We start from the raw sequence: 20,178 nt of genomic DNA, 5'->3' as shown, positions 1-20,178 counted from the left end.
TGGGTTCTCACCTTCGCGTAGGCAAAGGTGAGAACCCACAGATGAGGTGACCAGCGGCCGGGGCGGACAGCGGAGTGCGAGCCAACCCAAGTATTCTGGCGGCACCATGACCGACGATCCGACGCGCACCGAATCCGCTGTTCACGCCTCGCACGGCGCAGGCGAACCGTGCTACATCACGACCGCCATCGCCTACCCCAACGGCGCTCCCCACATCGGTCACGCCTACGAGTACATCTCGACCGACGCGCTCGCCCGGTTCAAACGTCTCGACGGCTACGACGTCCGCTTCCTCACCGGCACCGATGTCCACGGGCAGAAGATGCAGCAGACGGCGGAGGCCGAAGGCATCCCGACCGCGGACCTGGCCAAGCGCAATTCCGATCGCTTCCAAGAGCTGCAGGAACGGCTCGGATCCAGCTTCGATCGATTCATCCGGACCAGCGACGCCGACCACAAGCGCGCCTCCGAAGCCATCTGGCAACGCATGTCCGATACCGGTGACATCTATCTGGACACGTACTCGGGCTGGTACGACGTCCGCGACGAGACCTTCTACGCCGAGGCCGACACCGCCATCGACGAGGGCGGCAACCGCATCGCGGCCGACAGTGGTCATGTTCTGACCTGGACCGAGGAGCAGACGTACTTCTTCCGGTTGTCGGCGTATCAGGACAAGCTGCTCGAGCTGTACGAGACCCACCCCGAGTACGTGGGTCCGGACGTGCGGCGCAACGAGGTCGTCAGCTTCGTCAAGGGCGGACTGACCGACCTGTCGATCTCGCGCACCACCTTCGACTGGGGCGTACCGGTGCCCGGTCATCCCGACCACGTCATGTACGTGTGGGTCGATGCCCTCACCAACTACCTGACGGGCGTTGGCTTCCCGGACGACACGGCGACATTCGACCGGTATTGGCCTGCCGACCTGCACATCATCGGCAAGGACATCATCCGGTTCCACTGCGTCTACTGGCCTGCCTTCCTCATGAGCGCGGGTATCGAACTGCCCAAACGCGTGTTCGCCCACGGCTTCCTGTTCAACAAGGGCGAGAAGATGAGCAAATCGGTCGGCAACGTCGTCGACCCGGACAATCTCATCGACGAGTACGGGCTCGATCCGGTGCGCTACTTCTTCCTTCGCGAGGTCTCCTACGGCCAGGACGGCTCGTACTCGACGGACGCGATCGTCAGCCGGATCAACGCCGACCTCGCCAACGAGTTCGGCAACCTGGCACAACGCAGTCTGTCGATGATCGGCAAGTACTTCGACGGTGCGATCCCCGCCCCCGGCGCGTACACCGCCGAGGACGCCGCGCTGCTGGAGAAGGCCGCGGGATTGTTGCCCAGAGTGCGGGACCAGTTCGACGTCCAGGCGATCCATCTCGGGATCGAGGCGCTGTGGTCGGTTCTCGCCGACACCAACCGCTACATCTCCTCCCAGGAGCCCTGGAAGCTGGCCAAAACCGATCTCGACCGCACCGCGACGGTGCTCTACGTGTGCGCCGAGGTGGTCCGCATCGTCGCGCTGCTGGCCCAGCCGGTGATGCCAGAGTCGACGAACCGACTGCTCGATCTGCTCGCCGTCGATCCCGACAATCGCCAGTTCACCGCCGTCGCCGACACTCTCGTCGCAGGCACCTCGTTGCCCAAGCCGACGCCGATCTTCCCGCGCTACGAGGCGTGACGGCTCCGGCGCTCGACGTCCTGCGTGCGCTGCACGCGCACACGCGCGCGGCCGGACTGCCCCCGCCTGCCGCCCTGATCGGCGACTGGTGGGACGCGGACGCCGTCATCGCGCCGTCGATCGGGCTCCGCCCGGGCTTCGCGCCGCCCGACGACCCCGATCTGTTCTGGTTCGGCTATCTGGGATTTCCGGTGCACGCCACCGAATCGCCACTGCCGATCGTGGTCGGCGGGCTGACCGACGAGGTACTGATCCTCCGCGACGGCCGGTGGCGTCACGAGAGCATCCACGGAAATGCCTGTGCCCCATGGATCGAACGCGCGCTGAGCGAGCCCGCCGATACCGTGGAGCACCGGTGGTCGGCGAGCTGGGTCCCGCCCGAGCCGGAATCGCACCTCGCGGCCATCGACCGGTGCCTCGAGGCGATCCGCTCCGGCGAGGTCTATCAGGCCTGCGTGTGCACCCGCTTCACCGGGACCGTCGAGGGCGACCCACTGGAGTTCTTCGCGTCGATCACCGGAACGACGATGCCGGCGAAATCTGCCTATTTACAAGGCGATTGGGGCACCGTGGCCAGCTTCTCGCCGGAGACGTTCCTACGCCGGACCGGCAACCTCGTCTCGTCGTCGCCGATCAAGGGGACGGTACCGGCCGATGCGGCGCCGGAATCGTTGTCGGCCTCGGCGAAGGATGTCGCGGAAAACGTGATGATCGTCGACCTCGTACGCAACGACCTCGGCCGTCTCGCCGTCACCGGCACGGTCCGGGTGGCAGACCTGCTCTCGGTGGTACCGGCCCCTGGGGTGTGGCACCTGGTGTCGCGGGTGGAGGCCATCGTCGACCCTGCCGTCGGGACCAACGAGTTGTTGCGCGCGACGTTCCCGCCGGCGTCGGTCACCGGGACGCCGAAGATCCGCGCGGCCGAACTGCTCGCGGATTGGGAACCGTCACCACGGGGTGTCTACTGCGGCGCGATCGGCATGGCCGGCCCGGGACACGGTCTCGATCTCAGTGTGGCGATCCGTACCGTCGCGATGACGCCGGACGGTACGGCCACCCTCGGGGTGGGCGGTGGGATCACCATCGATTCGGATCCGGCCCGCGAATGGCAGGAGTGCCTGGACAAGGCCGCGAGTATCGTCGGGGCGACACCGACCGCGCCGTGAATGGGATCTGCTCGGATTCGTCTCCGGACGATGACCGTTCGACGCAGCGACACGCACGCTCGTCGTGAATTGAGCGCCGCTTGACGCAAAGTCCGTCCCATCGGTCGATGACACGACAGGCACCCTTTCGCATGTCGCTATCTGGGGTAGAGTCAGACCATGCGCCGATCCATACTGCCAGGTACGGAGAGTACGGGCGACGCCGGCAGCCTCGGTGATCGGTCTCAAGCCGACGTGACCCGAGATCTCCCGGTGCCCACCGCCCGCAAGGAAGTCCTCGCCTCGTGGCAACGTGCGGTCGACACCGGGGCCGACGCCGACAAACATGCACCGCGACATCTGCCTCCCGGCGAGGTCCACGACCGGCGCCACCGCAACGCACTCGCCGACGGCGCGCATCGCCTGCAACGGGTGTTCGCCGAGACCACCGACGACCCTGACCTGCTCATGGGCGTCTTCGACGCCGACGGTGTCCTGCTGTGGCGTGGCGGGACCTCGCGGTGGCTGCGGGTCGCCGACCACCTCGAACTGGTGGAGGGCAGTCGCTGGGACGAGGAATCGACCGCGACCACGGCTGTCGGGCTGGTGATGTCGGATCACCGGTCCACCCGTGTCGTCGGCCAGGAGCATTTCAATCATGCTCTGCATTCGCTCTATTGCGCCGCCGCGCCGATACACGATCCGCGTAGCGGGCAGCTGACCGGAATAGTCTCCCTGGCCGGACCGGTGCAGGGTCTGCAGCCGTCGTCGACGGCGTTCGCGGCCAGCATGGCAGCGCTCGGCGAGCACGAGATCGCCGGCGCCCACGCACGTTCTCTCGCCGACCTGCGAAAGAATGCGGGTGCACGGCTGACTGGCATCCGGGGTCCGGCACTCCTGGTGGACGCGGACGGCTGGGTGGCCGACAGCCGCGGATGTACGGCGCCCGACGCGGTGGCCGCCCCAATGGAAGACATCCATCAGTTCGTGCCGGGGATCGGGACGTGTGTCGCCCAGCAGATCGGCACCGGATGGCTCCTGCGACGCGTCGGCCCCGCGAATCCCGTTGTCGCCGAACTCGATCTACGCGGTGAACCGACGCTGACCGTGGCCGGCGACGGTGACGACTGGCAGACCGTCCTGACGCGACGGCACGCCCAGATCCTGCTCCTGCTGGCCGAGGCGTCGGAGTCGGGTCTCACCTCGGCACGATTGAGCCGATTGATCTTCGGCGATTCCGGGCACTTGGTGACGGTTCGTGCGGAGATGTCGCGGCTGCGACGTGCGGTCGGCGCCCTGCTCACCAGCCGCCCCTACCGGTTGGCCCCGGGCGTGACCCTTCATGTCTCCGAGGACGCATCCGCGCTCGATCCGGCCGAGGCCTGGCTCACGACTCCTGACGACGGGCCAGAACCGCTTGATAGACATCACGCCGGGAAGCACCGCCGCCCCGCGTGACCTCCTGACAGGCCTCCTTGAGGCGGACACCGTCGGCCACGAGCTGTTCGACCTCCTCAACGAGGTCGGCCATGTCACGGACCCGCGCAGTCGCGCCCGCGAGGACCACGGTGATCTCCCCTTTCACACCGTCGGCGGCCCAGTCGGCGAGCTCCGCGAGCGTTCCGCGGCGGACCTCTTCGTAGGTCTTGGTGAGCTCGCGGCACACCGCTGCACGTCGATCGCGCCCCAAGACCTCTGTGGCGTCCGCGAGGGTGTCCGCGAGACGGTGGGGCGACTCGAAGAACACGGTGGTCCGCGGCTGGTCGAGCAGCGTCGTCAGCCACTCCCGGCGGGCACCGGCACGCCGCGGAGCGAATCCGTCGAAGCAGAACCGTTCGGACGGCAGCGCCGAGACGGCGAGTGCAGTGGTCACCGCCGAGGGACCCGGCAGACAGGTGACCCGCAACCCCGCGTCGGCACAGGCGGCGACCAGCTTGAAACCCGGATCGCTCACCGAGGGCATCCCGGCATCGGTGATCAGCAACACGGTCGACCCGCCGGCAATCGCATCCACCAGCGCTGGTGTCCGTGCCGCCTCGACCTGGTCGTAGTAGCTCACGAGGCTTCCGCCGATCCCCACATCGAGCGCCGCGGCGAGATTCCGCGCGCGGCGGGTGTCCTCGGCCGCCACGATGTCCGCCGAGGTGAGAGCGGCGCGCAGCCTCGGCGACGCATCATGGACCTGTCCCATCGGCGTCGCCGCCAGGACGAGCCGGCCGGCCGGGTCGATCGTATGGCCGTCGGACAAATCGGCGGCTTCCCGAGAGTTCATCATCTGACAGCTTACGAGTGACCACTACGATCGGACGGGTGACCAACGCCGCCGTCCTCGATCGAGGTCCCGACGAGGAGGGCGGCCCGTCCGCCGATCGTGGACGCGCGGAGGATCTGGGCACCCGGCCGGGACCCGAGATCCCGACCCCCCTGTTCGGCGCTCCCGATCGACGACGAGGACTCCTGGTCGGTCTGGTCATCGCCGTGGTCGCCGCCGCGACCAGGCTCTGGGGTCTGGCCCATCCCACCGACCAGGGCACTCCGGTTTTCGACGAGAAGCACTACGTCCCGCAGGGCTGGCAGGTGCTGGCCGGCGGCAATTGGATCGAGGACAACCCGGCCTACGGGCTCGTGGTGCACCCACCGGTCGGCAAATGGCTGCTGGCGGCCGGAGAGTCGATCTTCGGCTACGGCCCGGTCGGCTGGCGGATCGCGCCGGCGATCGCCGGCGTCGCGATCGTCGTGATGATCTACTGCGCGGTCCGACGGATGTCGCGCTCCACGCTGGTCGGCGCCATCGCCGGGCTCTTCGCGATCTGCGACAGCGTACTGTTCGTCCAGTCCCGGATGGGGATGCTGGACATCTTCCAGGCGGCCTTCGTCGTCGCCGCCTTCACGGCGCTGATCGCCGACCGCGACCAGGTACGCGCGCGGATGCATCGTGTCTGGGTCGAGGGCCGGATGGGCGACAGCGACTACGGTCCACGGCTGGGGTTCCGCTGGTATCGGTTCACCGCGGGCGTCATGCTCGGCCTGGCCTGCGGTACCAAATGGTCGGGCATCTACTTCGTGATCTTCTTCGCCGTGCTCGCCATCGGTTTCGACGTCGCGGCCCGCACGGCCTATCACGTCCGTCGCCCGTGGCTCGGCGTGCTGCGCCGCGATCTGATCCCATCCGGCCTGAGTCTCGCGGCCATGCCGGTGCTCATCTACCTCGCCACGTTCATCCCCTGGTTCAACAGCGAGACCGCGGTGTATCGCTATGAGGTCGGCAACCAGATCGGCATCGGTGGGCCGTTCGCATGGGTTCCCGGTGCCTGGCGTTCCCTCTGGTTCTATGAGGCGGGCATCCTGCAGTTCCATGCGGGACTGACCAATTCGGCGGGCAATCACCATCCGTGGGAATCGAAGCCGTGGACGTGGCCGATGAGTCTGCGGCCCATGCTGTACGCGATCGAGAACGGTCCCGACCAATGCGGCGGCGGTGAGTGCGTCCGTGCCCAGATGTTGATCGGGTCCCCCGCCCTCTGGTGGTTCGCGCTCCCGATGCTCGCGTGGGGCGTGTGGCGGTTCCTGGTCCGCCGCGACTGGCGGTATGCCGCGGTGGTGACCGCATATGCCGCAGGCTATCTGCCCTGGTTCGCCGACCTCGACCGCCAAATGTACTTCTTCTATGCGACCGCGATGGCACCTTTCCTGGTGATGGGGCTGGCCTTGTGCACCGGTGACCTGTTGCGAGCTGCCACCGCGACGGCGAGGGCACGGCCGGAACGGCGGACCCTCGCGATCCTCGTCGTCGCGATCTACGTCGGACTCGTGGTGGCCAACTTCATCTGGCTGTGGCCGATCCTCACGGCAGGTGCGATCTCTCCTGCCCAGTGGCATCAGCAGATCTGGCTTCCGAGTTGGGGTTGAGTGGCTCGTCGACGCTGACCGGCTCCTCGACATAGCCGCCGACGGCCGAGAACTCGCTCGTCGCGATCTCGGTGGCCTGCTGCCGGATGTGCTCGTCGATCTCGGAGCGCAATTCCATCCGCGCGACGATCAGCGGATCGCGGCGCAGGTCCCGGAACAGCGCGAAGCACATCAGGATCATCACCACCACGAACGGCAGCGCGGCGATGATCGCCATCTGCTGCAGTCCGGTCAATCCGTCGTCTCCGCTGATGGCCAGCAGCAGCGCGGCGACCGTCCCGGTGAGGACACCCCAGAAGATGGTGAGCCATCTCGGCGGATCGTGGGCCCCTCGATGCGACAGCGAACCCATCACGATCGACGCGGAGTCGGCACCGGAGACGAAGAAGATCGCGACCAACAACATGACCAGCGCGGACGCGACCGCCGTCCAGGGCAGGTGTGCCAGCACCTCGAACAACGTCGCCTCGCTATCGTCCACGGGCAGGTTCAGTCCGTCGGTCTCCTGCCGGATGGCGGTACCGCCGAAGATGCAGAACCAGACCAGCGACACGGTGGTCGGCACCACCATGACACCGATGACGAACTCGCGGATGGTGCGTCCCTTGCTGATCTTCGCGAGGAACAATCCGACGAACGGTGTCCAGGAGACCCACCACGCCCAGTAGAAGATCGTCCACGACGCCAGCCAGTCCTGACCGTCCGCGTCCACGGTGGCTCCCGAACGTGCGGAGAAACTGGGGATGTCGTTGAGGTAGGCGCCGAGTGTGGTGGGCATCAGGTTCAGGATGAACACCGTCGGGCCGACCACGAAGACGAAGATCGCCAGGATCAGCGCGAGCACCATGTTGATGTTGGACAGCCACTGGATACCACGGGCGATACCCGACACAGCGGACGCGACGAAGGCGGCGGTCAGCACCGCGATCACCGCCACCAGGAGCATCGTCGACGGCTCGTCGACCCAACCGACCTTCACCAGTCCGGAACCGATCTGCAGCGCACCGAGCCCGAGAGATGCCACCGTGCCGAACAACGTCGCGAAGATGGCCAGGATGTCGATCACCTTGCCGATCGGCCCGTTCTCCCGGCCGCCGAGCAACGGGGCGAAGACCGCACTGATCAACTGTCCGCGACCACACCGATAGGTGCTGTATGCGATCGCGAGGCCCACGACCGCATACATCGCCCAGGGATGGAAACCCCAGTGGAACATGGTCGTCGCCATGGCGATCTGCACATCTCGTGCGTCGTATCCGGGCGGTGCGTTGACGAAGTGGAACAGCGGCTCGTAGGCACCGAAGAACATGAGTCCGATACCCATGCCTGCGCTGAACATCATGGCGATCCAGCTGATCGTCCGGTACTCGGGTTTGTCGCCGTCGTGACCGAGCGGGATACGCCCGTACTTGCTGGCCGCCAGATACACGGCGAAGACCACGAAGAAGGTCGCCGACAGGATGAACAACCACCCCATGTTGTCGGTGATCCAGCCGAGGGCGTTGGTGCTCGAGGCGTTCAGGCTGTCGGAGTCGACCATTCCCCACACGACAAAGCTGACGACGATGGCCGCGGTGATCCCGAACACCCACGGGTCAAAGCCGATACGGGGCCTTCTGACCGCTTTCTGTTCCGTTGTCACCCGTCAACACAACCAAAGGTTGATGCAGGTTCTCAACCCAAACGGGTAGCCTGTGTCACCAATGTGACTATTGTGGCGTCGTCGATGCCGAGGTCCCGGAGCGATCTCACGTGCTCGACCGTCGCCTGTTGCGCCTGGTCAAGCGTTGCGTCACGACTCGACTTGATGAACGAGCCGTGCCTGCCCCGCGTCTCGATGACGCCGGCCGCTTCGAGTTCCCGATAGCTGCGTGCAACGGTGTTGGCCGCCAGTCCGAGATCCGCGGCCAGCCGTCGGACTGTCGGAATCCGCTCTCCGACCAGGAGTTCTCCGCGTGCGATGAGCTCGATGACACCTGCTCGAACCTGCTCGAAGGGGGGCTCGGCACCGTCGTGGTCGATCGTCAACGCGGTCGCCAGGTCTGCGGACATGTCGCCTCCTCCTCAGACCTCGTCGCGGGCGAGTGGACACGACATGCACCGGGGCCCACCGCGACCGGACCCGAGCTCTCTGCCCTCGATCTCGAGGACCTCGATCCCCGAATCCCGGAGTCGCTGATTCGTCTCGACATTCCGGTTGTAGGAGACGACGACCCCCGGTGCGACCGCGAGCGTGTTGTTCCCGTCGTCCCATTGTTCGCGCTCGGCGGTGATCGGATCGAGACCGGTGTCGATCACCCGGAGCTTGTCGATCTCCATGGCCTCGGCGGCCGCTTCGACGAACGGACGGGAACCGCTCACCTCGACGGTGCCGTCAGAGTGCCGCAAGGTGAACGCGGACATCGATTCCGCGATGTTCGGGTACATCACCACCGCGTCCACGTCGACCATGGTGCACACGGTGTCGAGGTGCATGAAGGCACGGGACTGCTGGATCGGGACGGCCAGCACGGTGTGCGCGAGTCCATCGTCGAACAGACTGCGCGCCAACGCTTCCGCACCCGCAGGCGTGGTCCGCTCCCCCACCCCGACCGCGACCACGCCGGGCGTCAGCAGCAGGACGTCACCGCCCTCGACCGGCGCGACCTGCGACTCATAGGCACGGCGGGCGCCGGTGAACCGCGGGTGGTGCGCGTAGATCAGATCGGTGAGCGAGGTCTCCCGCACCCGGGCGGGAAGCGCCAGCGAGGTGATCGCGAATCGGGGGCCGATCCAGAACGAACTGTCCCGGGTGAACAGCAGATTGGGCAACGGCTCGATGGCGAACTCGGGACCGTGGTGCATCCGGCGCACCAGCGACGACGATGCCGCGGCCGGGGTGACCGGGAGTTCGTCGAAGGTCATCCCGGCGGTCAGGACGTGGGCCAGTTCCGCTGCGGGCAGTCCGCGCAGGTGGCGGGCCAGATCGTCGGCGAGGTGCGTGCCGAGCCGTCGCGGGCTGACGGCGGCGGCGATGCCCTGGATTCGTGCCGCACCGCTGTGCTCGATGGTCTCGGTGAGCAAATCGCCGAGCAGGAGGACGTCCACACCGTTGGCTCGCAGCAGTTCGGCGAACGCATCGTGTTCCTCCTGCGCACGGGCCACCCACGGCAGACCGTCGAAGAGCAGCTGATCGTTGTTGCGCGGCGTGAGTCGCCGCAGTTCGTCACCCGGTCGATGCAGCATGACTGCCCGCAGCCTGCCCACCTCGGAGGTCGATCCCAGGGCGTAGCCGGCGGCGCTGGTGCTCATGTGTCAACGGTAATCCGTCGCAGTCGATCTCACCGGCTCGCTCGCCCTACTCGTCCGTGTCGCGCTCCACGTCGGTGAGGTGGGGACCGCCGCCCACCACCGCGGGCGCCGTCTCGTCGGCCACGCACCACATCACGAAAGCGAGCGCGGTGACCGCACCTGTGAGGAGGAAAGCCGGTGCGAATCCGGCCCGATCGGCGACGAAACCCACGATGATCGGGCCACTCACCGCACCCAGATCCGACGACATGCCGTAGGCCGCGAGTGCCGATCCGCCCTGCTGCCGGTTTCCGAGCACATCGGCCAGTGCGGCCTGATGTGTCGGGGCGAACAATCCGGATCCGGCACCCGCGGCCAGGCACAGCGCCAGCGCCACCAGCAGATTCGGTGCGAAACCAAGGGCCGCGGTGGCCACCGCGGCGATCGCCAGACCCGGCAGCATGACCGGCCGCCGACCCAGACCGTCGGACAGCCTGCCGGCGACCACGATGGCCGCGACATTGCCGACGGCGAACACGGCGAGCGCGACACCGGCCATCGCGGCGCCTTCGTCGAGGCCGTCGGTGATGAACAGCGGCACCACCGCCACCCGCACCCCCATCGAGGCCCATCCCTGCACGAAGTTCGACGACAGGATCGCGCGGTACGTATTGTCGTGCAACGCGCTACGGAACCCCACCACCCCCGCGGGTGCCGCAACGGAGGGGTCCGGTCGACCGCCCTGGTCACGCAGCTGAGTGGCTACCACCACCGACGCGATCAGCAGCGCGATCGAGTACACCACGAAGGGCATGCGCAGGCCGAAATTGACCAGCGCACTACCGATCAGCGGTCCGGTGATGTTGCCGATGAGAAAGCCGGCCGAGAAGTAGCCGGAGACCCGTCCGCGGATGTCCCCGGGTGACATACGGATCAGCAGGGCCATCGCCGAGACGGTGAACATCGTCGATCCGATGCCGCCCGCAGCGCGAAACAGCAGTAGCTGCCAATAGGTGTGGGCGAACGCGCACGCGAAGGTGCTCGCCGCGACGATCAGCAGTCCGATCAGGTAGATCCGTCGCTCGCCGAAGACCGTGACCAGTCGCCCGGTCGCCGGCGCGAAGAGAAGGCGCATGACCGCGAATGCGGAGACGACGGCCGACGCCGCGGTGAAGCTGACGTCGAAGCTCCGCGCGAAGGCGGGCAACGCCGGCGCGATCAATCCGTATCCGAGTGCGATGACGACGTTCGCAGCCAGCAGCACCCAGATCCCGCGGGGAATCCGTCTCACGTCCAGGCCCTCACAGGGTCAGCTCGGGCAGCTGGTCGAGGGCCTCGGCGGTACGTGATCGGCCGAGCGCGATCATCTCGGGAGCCTTGTGGAAGTCGAGGGTACGCACCGACTTCCGTGGTACCCGGATCAGGATGTCGGGTGGATACCCGGCCACCTGATAGCGGGTGAGTGCTTCCTGCATGATGTCGAGCGACCGGCTCAGCACCTCGATACGGCCCATGCGGCTGGTCTCGACGTCGGGTTCCGCGGTGGGCGCGGTGTCATGCAATTCGTCGCCACCGGAAGCCTCGAGTCCGAACCTGTCCCGGACCGACCGGACGAAGTCGCTGTCGAGGATGGGTGCGACGTTGCGGCGTAGCAGCCGCTTGGTCTTGGGTTCGCGGGTGGCCCCGTGGTCCGGACCGCCGTCGGCGCCGAGCACGACCCCGATCGTGACGTCGCTCGCCACACCCGACGTCGGGGCCACCGGCAGCGGATCGAGGATGCCGCCGTCGGCGAGTAGCCGTCCGCCGTGGTCGTGGGGGCTGATGACGCCGGGAATCGCAATGGAGGCACGGATCGCCTCGACGACCGGGCCTCGCTGGAACCACACCGCGCGACCCACGTTGAGGTCGGTCGCGACCGCGGTGAACGGGGTCGGCAGATCCTCGATCCGGGCGTCGCCGAGGATCTCCCGCACCCTCGACAGGATGCGCTCCGCGCCGATCACACCGGACTTGGACAGCGAGACGTCCATCAGCCGTACGACGTCGAGCTGGGAGAGGCCGGTGATCCAGTCGACGTACTCGTCGAGCTTGCCCGCGCAGTACAGGCCGCCCACCAGGGCACCCATCGACGATCCCGCCACGGTGACCACGTCGAAGCCGCGCTCCTCGAGTTCGGCGATCACACCGATATGTGCGTATCCACGTGCCCCGCCACTTCCGAGGGCGAGTGCCACGCGGGTGGGTCTGGCCATGTTGCGAGCCTATCGAGCGCCACAATCGGGCCGACAGCGCCCTGTTCTCGACATCGCCGCCACACGGATGCGGCTCGGCCGATCAGTCCCGCATCAGTCGCCGTGGGCCAGGACCGAGCTTGTTCATCTCGTCGCCGGGGTTCAAGAGGTGACACTCACCCAGCGAGAGGCAGCCGCAGCCCACGCACGACCCGATCATGTCGCGCATGTTCTCCAGCAGTGCGATCCGGTTGTTGATGTCGTCGATCCATCGCTTGGATGCGGACTCCCACATCGACTTCGGCGGGGACTCGTGGGTGCCGAGCTCCGAGAGCACGTCGGCGATCACCGCGAGCGGGATGCCTGCGGACTGCGACGCCCGGATGAACGCGACGCGACGCAGCATCGCACGGTGGTAGCGACGCTGATTGCCGGAGGTCCGACGGCTGAAGATCAGTCCCTGGTCCTCGTAGAATCGCACCGCGGACGGCGCGATACCCGCACGCTGGGCCAACTCGCCGACGGAGAGTTCGAGCTTCTTGAGCGACACGAAATCCATCGTAGGCGACCTCAAGTGAACTTGAAGTCGCCCACGCTCGGGTCTAGCTGCGGACCACCATCACCGGGCTCTCGGCCTGGTGCAGGATCTTCTGGCTGGTCGAGCCGAGCAGCAGACCTTTGAACCCACCGCGACCGCGGCTGCCCACCACGATCAGCTGCGCGTCTTCGCCGGCCGCATCGAGGACAGCCTTCGCGGGCTCCTCGGGGATCACGACCCGCTCGACCACCACGTCGGGATACTCGGAGCTGTAGCCGGCCAGTCGCTCCGCGACGGCCTCGACGGCCTCCTGCGACATCCGGGCGACCTCGTCGGGCTCGATGCCGTATCCGTGCAGGGCGTCGACGTCGAGCGGCGTCCAGGTGTGTACCGCGACCAGCTTCGCCTTGCGCACTGCCGCCTGACGGAACGCCTCGCCCACCGCGGCGTCACTCACGGGCGAATCGTCGATGCCGACCACCACCGGGCCGTTGCCGCCCGGTCCGGCCACCACCACCACGCGACCGTGGAAATGCGCCGCGACCGTGGTGCTCACCGATCCGAGGAACAGTCCCTTGATCGATCCGAGGCCCCGCGTCCCGAGGACGATCGTCCCGGCGTCCTTGCCCAGCTCGAGCAGGGCCCGCGCCGCGTCGCCCTCGACCAACGAGGTCTGCGGCGCAACGCCCGGAGCCACCTCCTTGGCCAGAGCCGCGGCGTCGCGCACGGCATCGGCGGCGTCCTGCTTGATCGCGTCCACCACGTCCTGCGGGATGATCAGTCCCGGTGCGTAATTACTGGTACTGATGTCGTAGACGCCTACCAGCTTCAGGTCGACCTCCTCGGCCGCAGCCGCCGTGGCCGCCCACCGCACCGCCCGATTCGACGCATCCGATCCATCAACACCGACGAGTATCGCGTTCATCTCCGGTCCCATCTCCTCACTTGGTCACCCCGTGTGGCCGTCATCTCCCATCCTGCCTGCCGCCAAGCTCCGCGGCAATGAGCAAAAAGTCCCGGTCACAGCACTTTTCGATGCAGGGTATGGTGGAGAAGAGGTGAACCGACATCGAACGCAAAGCAGACATGAACGAGACCCACAGGCCGGCGTCCACCGGCGACGAACTCCGCCAGGCTGCGGTACATGCAGGTGTCACAATCGCTTTCGGGCTCTTGGCACTCCTGGTGGCCTGGGCTTCTGACGACGGGGTGCGGACCGCGCTGATCGTCGCGGCACCGATCATCGTGCTGATCGGTGCACTCGCCGCGCTGTGGCGCACCTACCGGAACTGGCGGGCCGGTGGGAAATGGCAGACCTGGCAGGGCGCCTCGTGGCTTCTGCTGGCCGTGTTCATCGTCTTCCTCTTCAACACCGCTCCGGCACTGATGTCCTGAGCCCCTGCCGACCGGGCCCAGTCTCGCGCTTCTCGCCGATCGTGCGCAGTTCCGCGCCGAGCGGGTACAGATCCACGTCGAGTGGGTACAGATCCTCGCCGAACGGGCACAGAAATTCGCCGAACGTGCACGCGCTCAACCGAGTGCGCACGGTCGACGAGAAGCTGCGCCCGATCGAGGGCACACGTACGAAACCGGTTGTGCACCTTACGGTCTGCAGACGAAATTCGGTAGTTCAGCGACCGAGGTGCGGGTAACGCCGACGGAACCGCTCGACGCGTCCTTCGACGTCACGGATCCGCGCGACGCCGGTGTAGAACGGGTGCGACGCACTGGTCACGTCGAGCGTGATCCGCGGATAGACCGCCCCGTCGGTCCATTCGACGCGATCAGTGGAGGTCGCGGTCGATCGAGTCAGGAATTGACGACCGGTCGACGCGTCCCGGATCACGACGGGGTGGTAGTCGGGATGGATGTCACGCTTCATGATCGGTCCTCTCGGTTGTGCGGACCCTCGACATTCCGGATCGCATCGACAGCGGGCGTGGCGGGCGGTTCCAGATCGTCGCAGGGGTCGGCGTGCATCTGTCCGAACGGATCGTCGAAGGTCGACCAGAACTCTTCCCCGGCAGTGAACTCGACCTCGTTCAGACAGGCAGCTCGAAGCGCTTCCTGGAGGTCGACGGCGTCTGCCCGATGAACGAGCACAACCATCGAGGTGTGGCGGTCGCCGAATCGCTCGTCCCAGCGCAGTGCACCCATCGCGCGCCGCTCGGGGTCCACCCGGCCGACCTCCTCCTCGTCCATCGCCGCGAGCCAACGTCCCCCGGGCGCCACCCGTAGTCCGCCGCCGGCCGATTCGAGCCACAGCGCCTCGTCGGGCCGGGTTGCCAGCCAGAGTCGACCGCGCGCACAGACGACGCCGTCGAGCAGCACGTCGATCGCCTCGTGTAGGCGACCCGGGTGCAGGGGCCGGTCGGCATGGAACTCCACCCACGACACCCCGCAGTCGGCCGAGAGCGCGGGCTGGTCGCGGAGCAGCGGATCGTGCGGCCCGTCGAGGCGCCCGCGGCGTGACCGCGGCCCCACCGCGGCGAGCAGCGCCTCCGCGAGGGTCCCGGTGACCGGGCGTTGTGGGAGTTCCATCATGATCGGGGCCCCGGGTGCGAGTCGTTTGCAGACCGCCGCCAACCGAGCGGATTCCCACGCGTCTCGCATCGCGGGGTCGCATCCCGTGACGACGAGCGCGTCGGCGAAAGCCACCTGACCGACAGCCACCTGCGCCAGGGTCCGCTCATCGTCGGTGACGGCGACAAATCCCGCCTCGGCAAGCGCCAGATCGCCGGTCGCGGCCTCGAGCCACTCGTCTTCGGCAACACAGGCGATGGTCGCCTCCACACGCACGTCGCGTCCGGCAGGCCCGTCGACGAATCCGGGCATCTGCGCGATCACCACATGCTCGATCGCCCAACAGATCCGTTCGGGTTCCATGATCGGATCGAGCACGACGACGATGCGCCTCACGTCAGATCTCCGATGGAGCCGCCGCAGCAGCGGCAGCAGATCCTCGCGCAGCGTGCAGGACACACACCCGTGGGCCAGCTCGATCTCCGCATCCCGATCGTGCCGACATCCACCGGCATCCACCCACGCCATCCGCCGCGCCACCCGCCCCTCGCCGACCCGCCCGAGGTCGTGATGAACCAGCACGGTCCCGCTCGCGACATCGGTGCCGACCAGCGCTTCGCCGACCCTGGCGACCGCAGCCGAATCCAGTCCGGTCACCAGGACGATCGGCATGCGGTGGTCCCTCCCGGCACCGTTCATCGACGTCGAGATCACTCCTTCGTCTGCCACAAGCACCTCCCTATTGGAAACAATTGCCATTTACGTAGGCCTGACGGTACCGTTGCGCCAGCACTAATGCCAATCATTTTCAATACGCAAGGAAGGTGACACCATGTCCCGACGCTGTCAGGTCACCGGGCGCGCGCCAGGCTTCGGCAAACGCGTATCCCATTCCCACCGAAGGACATCGCGGCGCTGGAACCCCAACATCCAGCGCCGCCGCTACTACGTGCCCGGCGAGGGCCGATACGTCACGCTGCGGGTGAGCACCAAGGGAATCGCCACCGTCGACAAGCACGGCATCGAATCCGTCCTCGCGACCATCCGTGCCCGCGGCGAGAAGATCTGATGGCCCACAACGAGATCCGACCCATCGTCAAACTCAGGTCAACGGCCGGCACCGGCTACACATAAGTGACCCGCAAGAACCGTCGCAACGATCCCGATCGCATGGTCCTGCGCAAATATGATCCCGTCGCCGCCCGACACGTCGAGTTCCGAGAGGACCGTTGATGGCCAAGAAGTCGAAGATCATCCGCAACGAGCAGCGGCGGGCGGTGGTGGCCAGGTACGCCGACAGCCGCGCGAAACTCAAGCGCGTCATCGCCGCACCAACGTCCACGACCCAGCAACGGCTCGACGCCCAGAGGCAGCTCCGACATCTGCCACGGGACGCGAGTCCCACCCGACTCCGCAACCGCGACGTCGTCGACGGACGACCCCGCGGCCACATCCGAAAGGCCGGGCTGTCGCGAGTCCGATTCCGCGAACTCGCCCATCGCGGCAAACTCCCGGGGATTCACAAATCCAGCTGGTGACCGACCCGACCACACCTCGAGACCAGGAGCGATACCTTGTCCCGCAAGACATCCCGACACTCCGATGCCCACTCGACCAAGCGGGTGCGGAATCTGTTGTCCACCTCCGGCGTCCACGTGGACGGGCGAAACCCCGTCGACTACAAGGACACCGCTCTGCTACGGCAGTTCCTGTCGGACAAGGGCCGCATCCGCGGTCGCCGCGTCAGCGGATTGACGCCCCAGGAACAGAGGCAGGTGGCGACAGCTATCCGCAACGCCCGCGAGATGGCGTTGCTGCCCTACCACTCCCGTCCATGACCCGGCGGTGATCAGTCCTCAGCCCGCAGGTCCAGGCTGATCTCCTCGGCGTCGAGCTGCCTGAGTTCCTGCTCGAGCAGTGCCGAATGAAAAGTGCCCTCGTCTCGCATCTGGAGCAGGACCTCTCGCTGCGCTGCGACCAGGTCGCGACGGATCTGTTCGTAGGCCGCGCGAACCTTCATGTTCGCCTCGATGATGCCCTCCTCGGTGTCTGCGGTCTTGGCGATCGTGGCAAATCGCTTGCGCAGCACCGGATACCGCGCGACCAACTCGGACTCGGAGATCACCTTCCGCGACGTGGCGGTCAGCTCGGCACGGAGCCGATGGTGTTCGGCGGCGCGACCGTCGGCGTCTTCGGTCACCTTCAATGCGCGGATCAGCCAGGCGAGGGTGCCGCCCTGACACAGCAGCGACGCCGCGGCGACCACGAAGGCGATGAGGACGAGCAGCGACCGCGACTCGACATCGTCCGGAAGGGTCTGGGCGGCGGCGAGGGTCACCACGCCGCGTAACCCGCCCCAGACGACGATGGTCGCCTCCTTCGGCCCCAGTGGCGCGGAGCGGTAATAGTCAATGTCGGCGATCTGGCGGGTGAGTCGCGAACTGACGAGCCGCGCCGTCTCCGGCGACGTCGGGGGCAGCTCCTCGGAATCGGACCACCGCCGGGGTTCCATCCGACGACGCAGACGCCGCCACTCACGCCGGATCGCACTGCGCGCCTCGCGCGTGCGACGTATCGGCCGGTCGGGGCCCTCTTGTTGACGTTCGACCATGGTCGCGTTGATGTCTGCGAGCATCGGTCGCATCTCGGTCCCGCGCTGGGCGGCACGATCGAGCCAGAGGACGAGCGGCACCACGTAGAGCGCCCGGATCACCACCGCGAGCGCCAGGGCGGCGAACCCGATCCAGACCGCCGTGTCGACCCCGTCGTGGTCGTCGTGGACATCGACCACCAGACCCCACAGTTCCAGCCCCATCAGCAGGAACACCCCGCCCTCGACGATCAGCTCGACGGTGCGCCAGTTCTGCGTGTCGGATAATCGATGCTGCGGCGTCAGGAACCGCGCGGCCCCGGCACCGGTGATCAGCCCGGCGGTCACCGCAGCCACCAGTCCCGAGGCGCCGAGTTCTTCGGCCGGGATGTATGCCAGGTAGGGCACGGTGAACGAGATCGCGGTGTTCACGGTGGCGTCGGGCACCCGGGCCCGCACGGCGAGATTGAGCCATCCCACGACCGTCCCGATGAGGACGGCGACAACAACCGCGAACACGAACTCCAGGGCGACCTGCCCGAACGAGATGCTCGCCGCGATCGCCGCGATGGCCGACCGCAACAGCACCAGCGACGTGGCGTCGTTGAGCATGCTCTCGCCCTCCAGCACCGCAGTCACCCGATGGGGCACGCCCAGACGTTTGGCGATCGACGTCGCGACCGCGTCCGTAGGACTCACGATCGCACCGAGTGCGATGCCGGTCGCCAGGCCGAGGCCGGGGATCACCCAGACAAAGAAGAAGCCCAGCAGGACCGCACTGACCAGTACCAACACCACCGACAACGCGCTGATCGCGCCGAAGTCCCGGCGGAAGTCCATCGTCGGCATGGACACTGCGGCCGAGTAGAGCAGGGGCGGCAACACCCCGATCAGAATCCACTCGGGATCGACGTCGACGGCCGGGACGAACGGCATCACCCCCACCACCACACCCACCACGACCAGCAACAACGGTGGCGCCACACGGATGCGTGGGCCGATGACCTGAGCGGCCGCGATTCCGAGCACCGCGATGACCACGAGGAGGATCTGCTGCACCTGACCATCCTGACGCACACGTCCGGCCTCGGGCCCGGCACGCCGTGCCATCCTGGATTGTGACATTGAATGTTGACAAATGATCGAACGTCCAATTACGTTCGGTTCATCAACACGGCGGTACCGGATCCATCCGGTGAGCCGTCCGGTATCGCCCGGACCATCTCCGACGACGAGAAGGGTCAGCCATGACGAACGCCCTCGAACGCGTGGGTCAGTCGTACGTCCCCGAGCACGACAAGTCCAGCGACGCCGACAACTACACCCAGGTCCTCGACGACCTGTCGGCCGCGTCGGTGCACCGCAACTTCGACCCGTACATCGACATCGACTGGGATGCGCCCGAGATGGCGATCGTTCCCGACGACCACCGCTGGATACTGTCGAGCAAGGTCGACCCGGTAGGCCGCCACCCCTGGTACCAGCAGCTACCCGTCGACAAGCAGATCGAGATCGGCATGTGGCGGCAGGCCAACGTCGCCAAGGTCGGCCTGCAGTTCGAGTCGATCCTCATCCGCGGGCTGATGCAGTACAGCTTCAAACTGCCCAACGGGGCCAAGGAGTTCCGCTACACGACGCACGAGTCCAAAGAAGAGTGCAATCACACCCTGATGTTCCAGGAGTTCGTGAACCGCACCGGAATGGACGTGCCGGGCGCCAAGATCGGCTACCGGCTGATCTCACCGCTGGTCCCGCTCGCGTCGACGATCTTCCCGACCATCTTCTTCTTCGGCGTCCTCGGCGGCGAGGAGCCGATCGATCACATCCAGAAGGACTTCCTGCGGACGCGTGCCACGCTGCACCCCACCATGGCCGCAGTCATGCAGCTGCACGTGGCCGAGGAGGCCCGGCACATCTCGTTCGCGCATCACCTCCTGCGGGAGACCGTCCCGCAGAAGGGCCGTATCCAGCGCTTCCTGCTCTCGCTCATGTTCCCTCTCACCATGCGCATCCTGTGCGGCGCGATCGTCGTGCCGCCGAAGAGCTTCCAGAAGCGGTTCGATGTGCCCGACGAGGTGATGCGCGACATCTTCTGGCGATCCGACGAGTCGAAGAAGTTCCTGCGCAATGTCTTCGGTGACGTGCGGATGCTCGGCGACCAGTGCGGCCTGATGAACCCGGTGTCGCGACTGCTGTGGAAGATCCTCGGTATCGGCGGCCGGCCGTCACGGTTCCGGAGCGAACCGACGTACACCGCGGCCTGAGCCGCACCCCCTCATAGACGG

Annotated in this window: 20 protein-coding genes and 1 pseudogene; 10 read left to right on the top strand and 11 right to left on the bottom strand. The window is 66.8% G+C overall.

Translation table 11 applies throughout. The features are described from left to right. Positions 1-106 precede the first annotated feature (106 nt). The 3 genes from metG (at position 107) to OVA31_RS17835 (ending at position 4,290) form a co-directional block, all read left to right on the top strand. A complete protein-coding gene (gene metG / locus OVA31_RS17845; RefSeq protein ID WP_267627948.1) occupies positions 107-1,687 on the top strand; it encodes a methionine--tRNA ligase in 1,581 nt (526 codons plus the stop codon). Next, the gene (locus OVA31_RS17840; RefSeq protein WP_267627947.1) at positions 1,684-2,853 is read left to right on the top strand and encodes an aminodeoxychorismate synthase component I; all 1,170 of its coding nucleotides are present in this window, start codon (positions 1,684-1,686) and stop codon (positions 2,851-2,853) included. Before metG ends, OVA31_RS17840 begins: the two co-directional genes overlap by 4 nt. Before the next feature lie 159 nt (positions 2,854-3,012). Further along, positions 3,013-4,290: a helix-turn-helix domain-containing protein gene (locus OVA31_RS17835; RefSeq protein ID WP_267627946.1), complete on the top strand. Its 1,278-nt coding sequence runs from the start codon at positions 3,013-3,015 to the stop codon at positions 4,288-4,290. Here the strand turns inward: OVA31_RS17835 and rsmI are convergent. Continuing rightward, positions 4,220-5,107: a 16S rRNA (cytidine(1402)-2'-O)-methyltransferase gene (gene rsmI / locus OVA31_RS17830; RefSeq protein ID WP_267627945.1), complete on the bottom strand. Its 888-nt coding sequence runs from the start codon at positions 5,105-5,107 to the stop codon at positions 4,220-4,222. The two genes, OVA31_RS17835 and rsmI, sit on opposite strands and share 71 nt — an antisense overlap. Before the next feature lie 26 nt (positions 5,108-5,133). On the opposite strand from rsmI, the gene OVA31_RS17825 reads away from it, so the two are divergent. Next, positions 5,134-6,741: a dolichyl-phosphate-mannose--protein mannosyltransferase gene (locus OVA31_RS17825; RefSeq protein WP_420714219.1), complete on the top strand. Its 1,608-nt coding sequence runs from the start codon at positions 5,134-5,136 to the stop codon at positions 6,739-6,741. Here OVA31_RS17825 and OVA31_RS17820 read toward each other — a convergent pair. From OVA31_RS17820 to OVA31_RS17790, 7 genes are all read right to left on the bottom strand, one after another. Then, positions 6,677-8,281, bottom strand: coding sequence for a BCCT family transporter (locus OVA31_RS17820; RefSeq protein ID WP_420714218.1), 1,605 nt, complete (start codon positions 8,279-8,281; stop codon positions 6,677-6,679). The two genes, OVA31_RS17825 and OVA31_RS17820, sit on opposite strands and share 65 nt — an antisense overlap. A 134-nt stretch (positions 8,282-8,415) precedes the next feature. After that, entirely contained in the window at positions 8,416-8,793 is a 378-nt protein-coding gene (locus OVA31_RS17815; RefSeq protein WP_267627943.1) for a GntR family transcriptional regulator, read from the bottom strand. Between the two features lie 12 nt (positions 8,794-8,805). Then, positions 8,806-10,032: an arginine deiminase gene (locus OVA31_RS17810; RefSeq protein ID WP_267627942.1), complete on the bottom strand. Its 1,227-nt coding sequence runs from the start codon at positions 10,030-10,032 to the stop codon at positions 8,806-8,808. A 46-nt stretch (positions 10,033-10,078) separates the two neighbouring features. Then, positions 10,079-11,302, bottom strand: a complete 1,224-nt coding sequence (locus OVA31_RS17805) for an MFS transporter (RefSeq protein WP_267627941.1) — start codon at positions 11,300-11,302, stop codon at positions 10,079-10,081. Between the two features lie 10 nt (positions 11,303-11,312). Further along, on the bottom strand, positions 11,313-12,263 hold the full coding sequence (locus OVA31_RS17800) for a patatin-like phospholipase family protein (protein WP_267627940.1): 951 nt from the start codon (positions 12,261-12,263) through the stop codon (positions 11,313-11,315). Positions 12,264-12,345: 82 nt separating this feature from the next. Beyond that, a complete protein-coding gene (soxR, locus tag OVA31_RS17795) occupies positions 12,346-12,792 on the bottom strand; it encodes a redox-sensitive transcriptional activator SoxR (protein WP_164306468.1) in 447 nt (148 codons plus the stop codon). A gap of 52 nt (positions 12,793-12,844) precedes the next feature. Beyond that, on the bottom strand, positions 12,845-13,705 hold the full coding sequence (locus OVA31_RS17790; RefSeq protein WP_267627939.1) for a universal stress protein: 861 nt from the start codon (positions 13,703-13,705) through the stop codon (positions 12,845-12,847). Between the two features lie 161 nt (positions 13,706-13,866). On the opposite strand from OVA31_RS17790, the gene OVA31_RS17785 reads away from it, so the two are divergent. Further along, positions 13,867-14,175 carry a hypothetical protein gene (locus tag OVA31_RS17785; RefSeq protein ID WP_267627938.1) on the top strand — a complete coding sequence of 103 codons (309 nt, stop codon included), beginning with the start codon at positions 13,867-13,869 and terminating at the stop codon, positions 14,173-14,175. Between the two features lie 235 nt (positions 14,176-14,410). Here the strand turns inward: OVA31_RS17785 and OVA31_RS17780 are convergent, their stop codons facing one another. Both OVA31_RS17780 and mrf read right to left on the bottom strand, forming a co-directional pair. Beyond that, the gene (locus tag OVA31_RS17780) at positions 14,411-14,662 is read right to left on the bottom strand and encodes a type B 50S ribosomal protein L31 (protein ID WP_267627937.1); all 252 of its coding nucleotides are present in this window, start codon (positions 14,660-14,662) and stop codon (positions 14,411-14,413) included. Next, a complete protein-coding gene (gene mrf, locus OVA31_RS17775; protein ID WP_267631587.1) occupies positions 14,659-16,002 on the bottom strand; it encodes a ribosome hibernation factor-recruiting GTPase MRF in 1,344 nt (447 codons plus the stop codon). Before mrf ends, OVA31_RS17780 begins: the two co-directional genes overlap by 4 nt. A 133-nt stretch (positions 16,003-16,135) precedes the next feature. Here mrf and rpmB point away from each other — a divergent pair, with 133 nt between their 5' ends. The 4 genes and pseudogenes from rpmB to rpsR all read left to right on the top strand — a co-directional run bounded on the left by rpmB (position 16,136) and on the right by rpsR (position 17,141). Beyond that, positions 16,136-16,372, top strand: a complete 237-nt coding sequence (gene rpmB, locus OVA31_RS17770; protein ID WP_267627936.1) for a 50S ribosomal protein L28 — start codon at positions 16,136-16,138, stop codon at positions 16,370-16,372. Then, positions 16,372-16,536: pseudogene (gene rpmG, locus OVA31_RS17765) on the top strand (50S ribosomal protein L33). Before rpmB ends, rpmG begins: the two are co-directional and overlap by 1 nt. Beyond that, on the top strand, positions 16,536-16,841 hold the full coding sequence (rpsN, locus tag OVA31_RS17760) for a 30S ribosomal protein S14 (RefSeq protein WP_267627935.1): 306 nt from the start codon (positions 16,536-16,538) through the stop codon (positions 16,839-16,841). Before rpmG ends, rpsN begins: the two are co-directional and overlap by 1 nt. Before the next feature lie 36 nt (positions 16,842-16,877). Further along, positions 16,878-17,141, top strand: a complete 264-nt coding sequence (gene rpsR / locus OVA31_RS17755) for a 30S ribosomal protein S18 (protein WP_420714067.1) — start codon at positions 16,878-16,880, stop codon at positions 17,139-17,141. A gap of 11 nt (positions 17,142-17,152) precedes the next feature. On the opposite strand, the gene OVA31_RS17750 is transcribed toward rpsR, so the two are convergent. Then, on the bottom strand, positions 17,153-18,952 hold the full coding sequence (locus OVA31_RS17750; RefSeq protein ID WP_267631585.1) for a cation:proton antiporter: 1,800 nt from the start codon (positions 18,950-18,952) through the stop codon (positions 17,153-17,155). Between the two features lie 188 nt (positions 18,953-19,140). On the opposite strand from OVA31_RS17750, the gene OVA31_RS17745 reads away from it, so the two are divergent. After that, the gene (locus tag OVA31_RS17745) at positions 19,141-20,157 is read left to right on the top strand and encodes an AurF N-oxygenase family protein (RefSeq protein ID WP_267627934.1); all 1,017 of its coding nucleotides are present in this window, start codon (positions 19,141-19,143) and stop codon (positions 20,155-20,157) included. Positions 20,158-20,178 lie beyond the last annotated feature (21 nt).

Origin of the sequence: Gordonia sp. SL306, assembly GCF_026625785.1 — a bacterium.
In the GTDB taxonomy this organism is placed as follows: domain Bacteria; phylum Actinomycetota; class Actinomycetes; order Mycobacteriales; family Mycobacteriaceae; genus Gordonia.
This window is presented reverse-complemented; position numbering and strand designations above follow the sequence as displayed.

Coding starts and splice junctions, on each gene's coding strand:
- metG (WP_267627948.1), top strand. CDS start 107: ATGACCGACGATCCGACGCGCACCGAATCCGCTGTTCACGCCTCGCAC.
- OVA31_RS17835 (WP_267627946.1), top strand. CDS start 3,013: ATGCGCCGATCCATACTGCCAGGTACGGAGAGTACGGGCGACGCCGGC.
- rsmI (WP_267627945.1), bottom strand. CDS start 5,107: ATGATGAACTCTCGGGAAGCCGCCGATTTGTCCGACGGCCATACGATC.
- OVA31_RS17820 (WP_420714218.1), bottom strand. CDS start 8,281: ATGGTCGACTCCGACAGCCTGAACGCCTCGAGCACCAACGCCCTCGGC.
- OVA31_RS17815 (WP_267627943.1), bottom strand. CDS start 8,793: ATGTCCGCAGACCTGGCGACCGCGTTGACGATCGACCACGACGGTGCC.
- OVA31_RS17810 (WP_267627942.1), bottom strand. CDS start 10,032: ATGAGCACCAGCGCCGCCGGCTACGCCCTGGGATCGACCTCCGAGGTG.
- OVA31_RS17800 (WP_267627940.1), bottom strand. CDS start 12,263: ATGGCCAGACCCACCCGCGTGGCACTCGCCCTCGGAAGTGGCGGGGCA.
- OVA31_RS17790 (WP_267627939.1), bottom strand. CDS start 13,705: ATGAACGCGATACTCGTCGGTGTTGATGGATCGGATGCGTCGAATCGG.
- OVA31_RS17785 (WP_267627938.1), top strand. CDS start 13,867: ATGAACGAGACCCACAGGCCGGCGTCCACCGGCGACGAACTCCGCCAG.
- OVA31_RS17780 (WP_267627937.1), bottom strand. CDS start 14,662: ATGAAGCGTGACATCCATCCCGACTACCACCCCGTCGTGATCCGGGAC.
- mrf (WP_267631587.1), bottom strand. CDS start 16,002: ATGAACGGTGCCGGGAGGGACCACCGCATGCCGATCGTCCTGGTGACC.
- rpmB (WP_267627936.1), top strand. CDS start 16,136: ATGTCCCGACGCTGTCAGGTCACCGGGCGCGCGCCAGGCTTCGGCAAA.
- rpsN (WP_267627935.1), top strand. CDS start 16,536: ATGGCCAAGAAGTCGAAGATCATCCGCAACGAGCAGCGGCGGGCGGTG.
- OVA31_RS17745 (WP_267627934.1), top strand. CDS start 19,141: ATGACGAACGCCCTCGAACGCGTGGGTCAGTCGTACGTCCCCGAGCAC.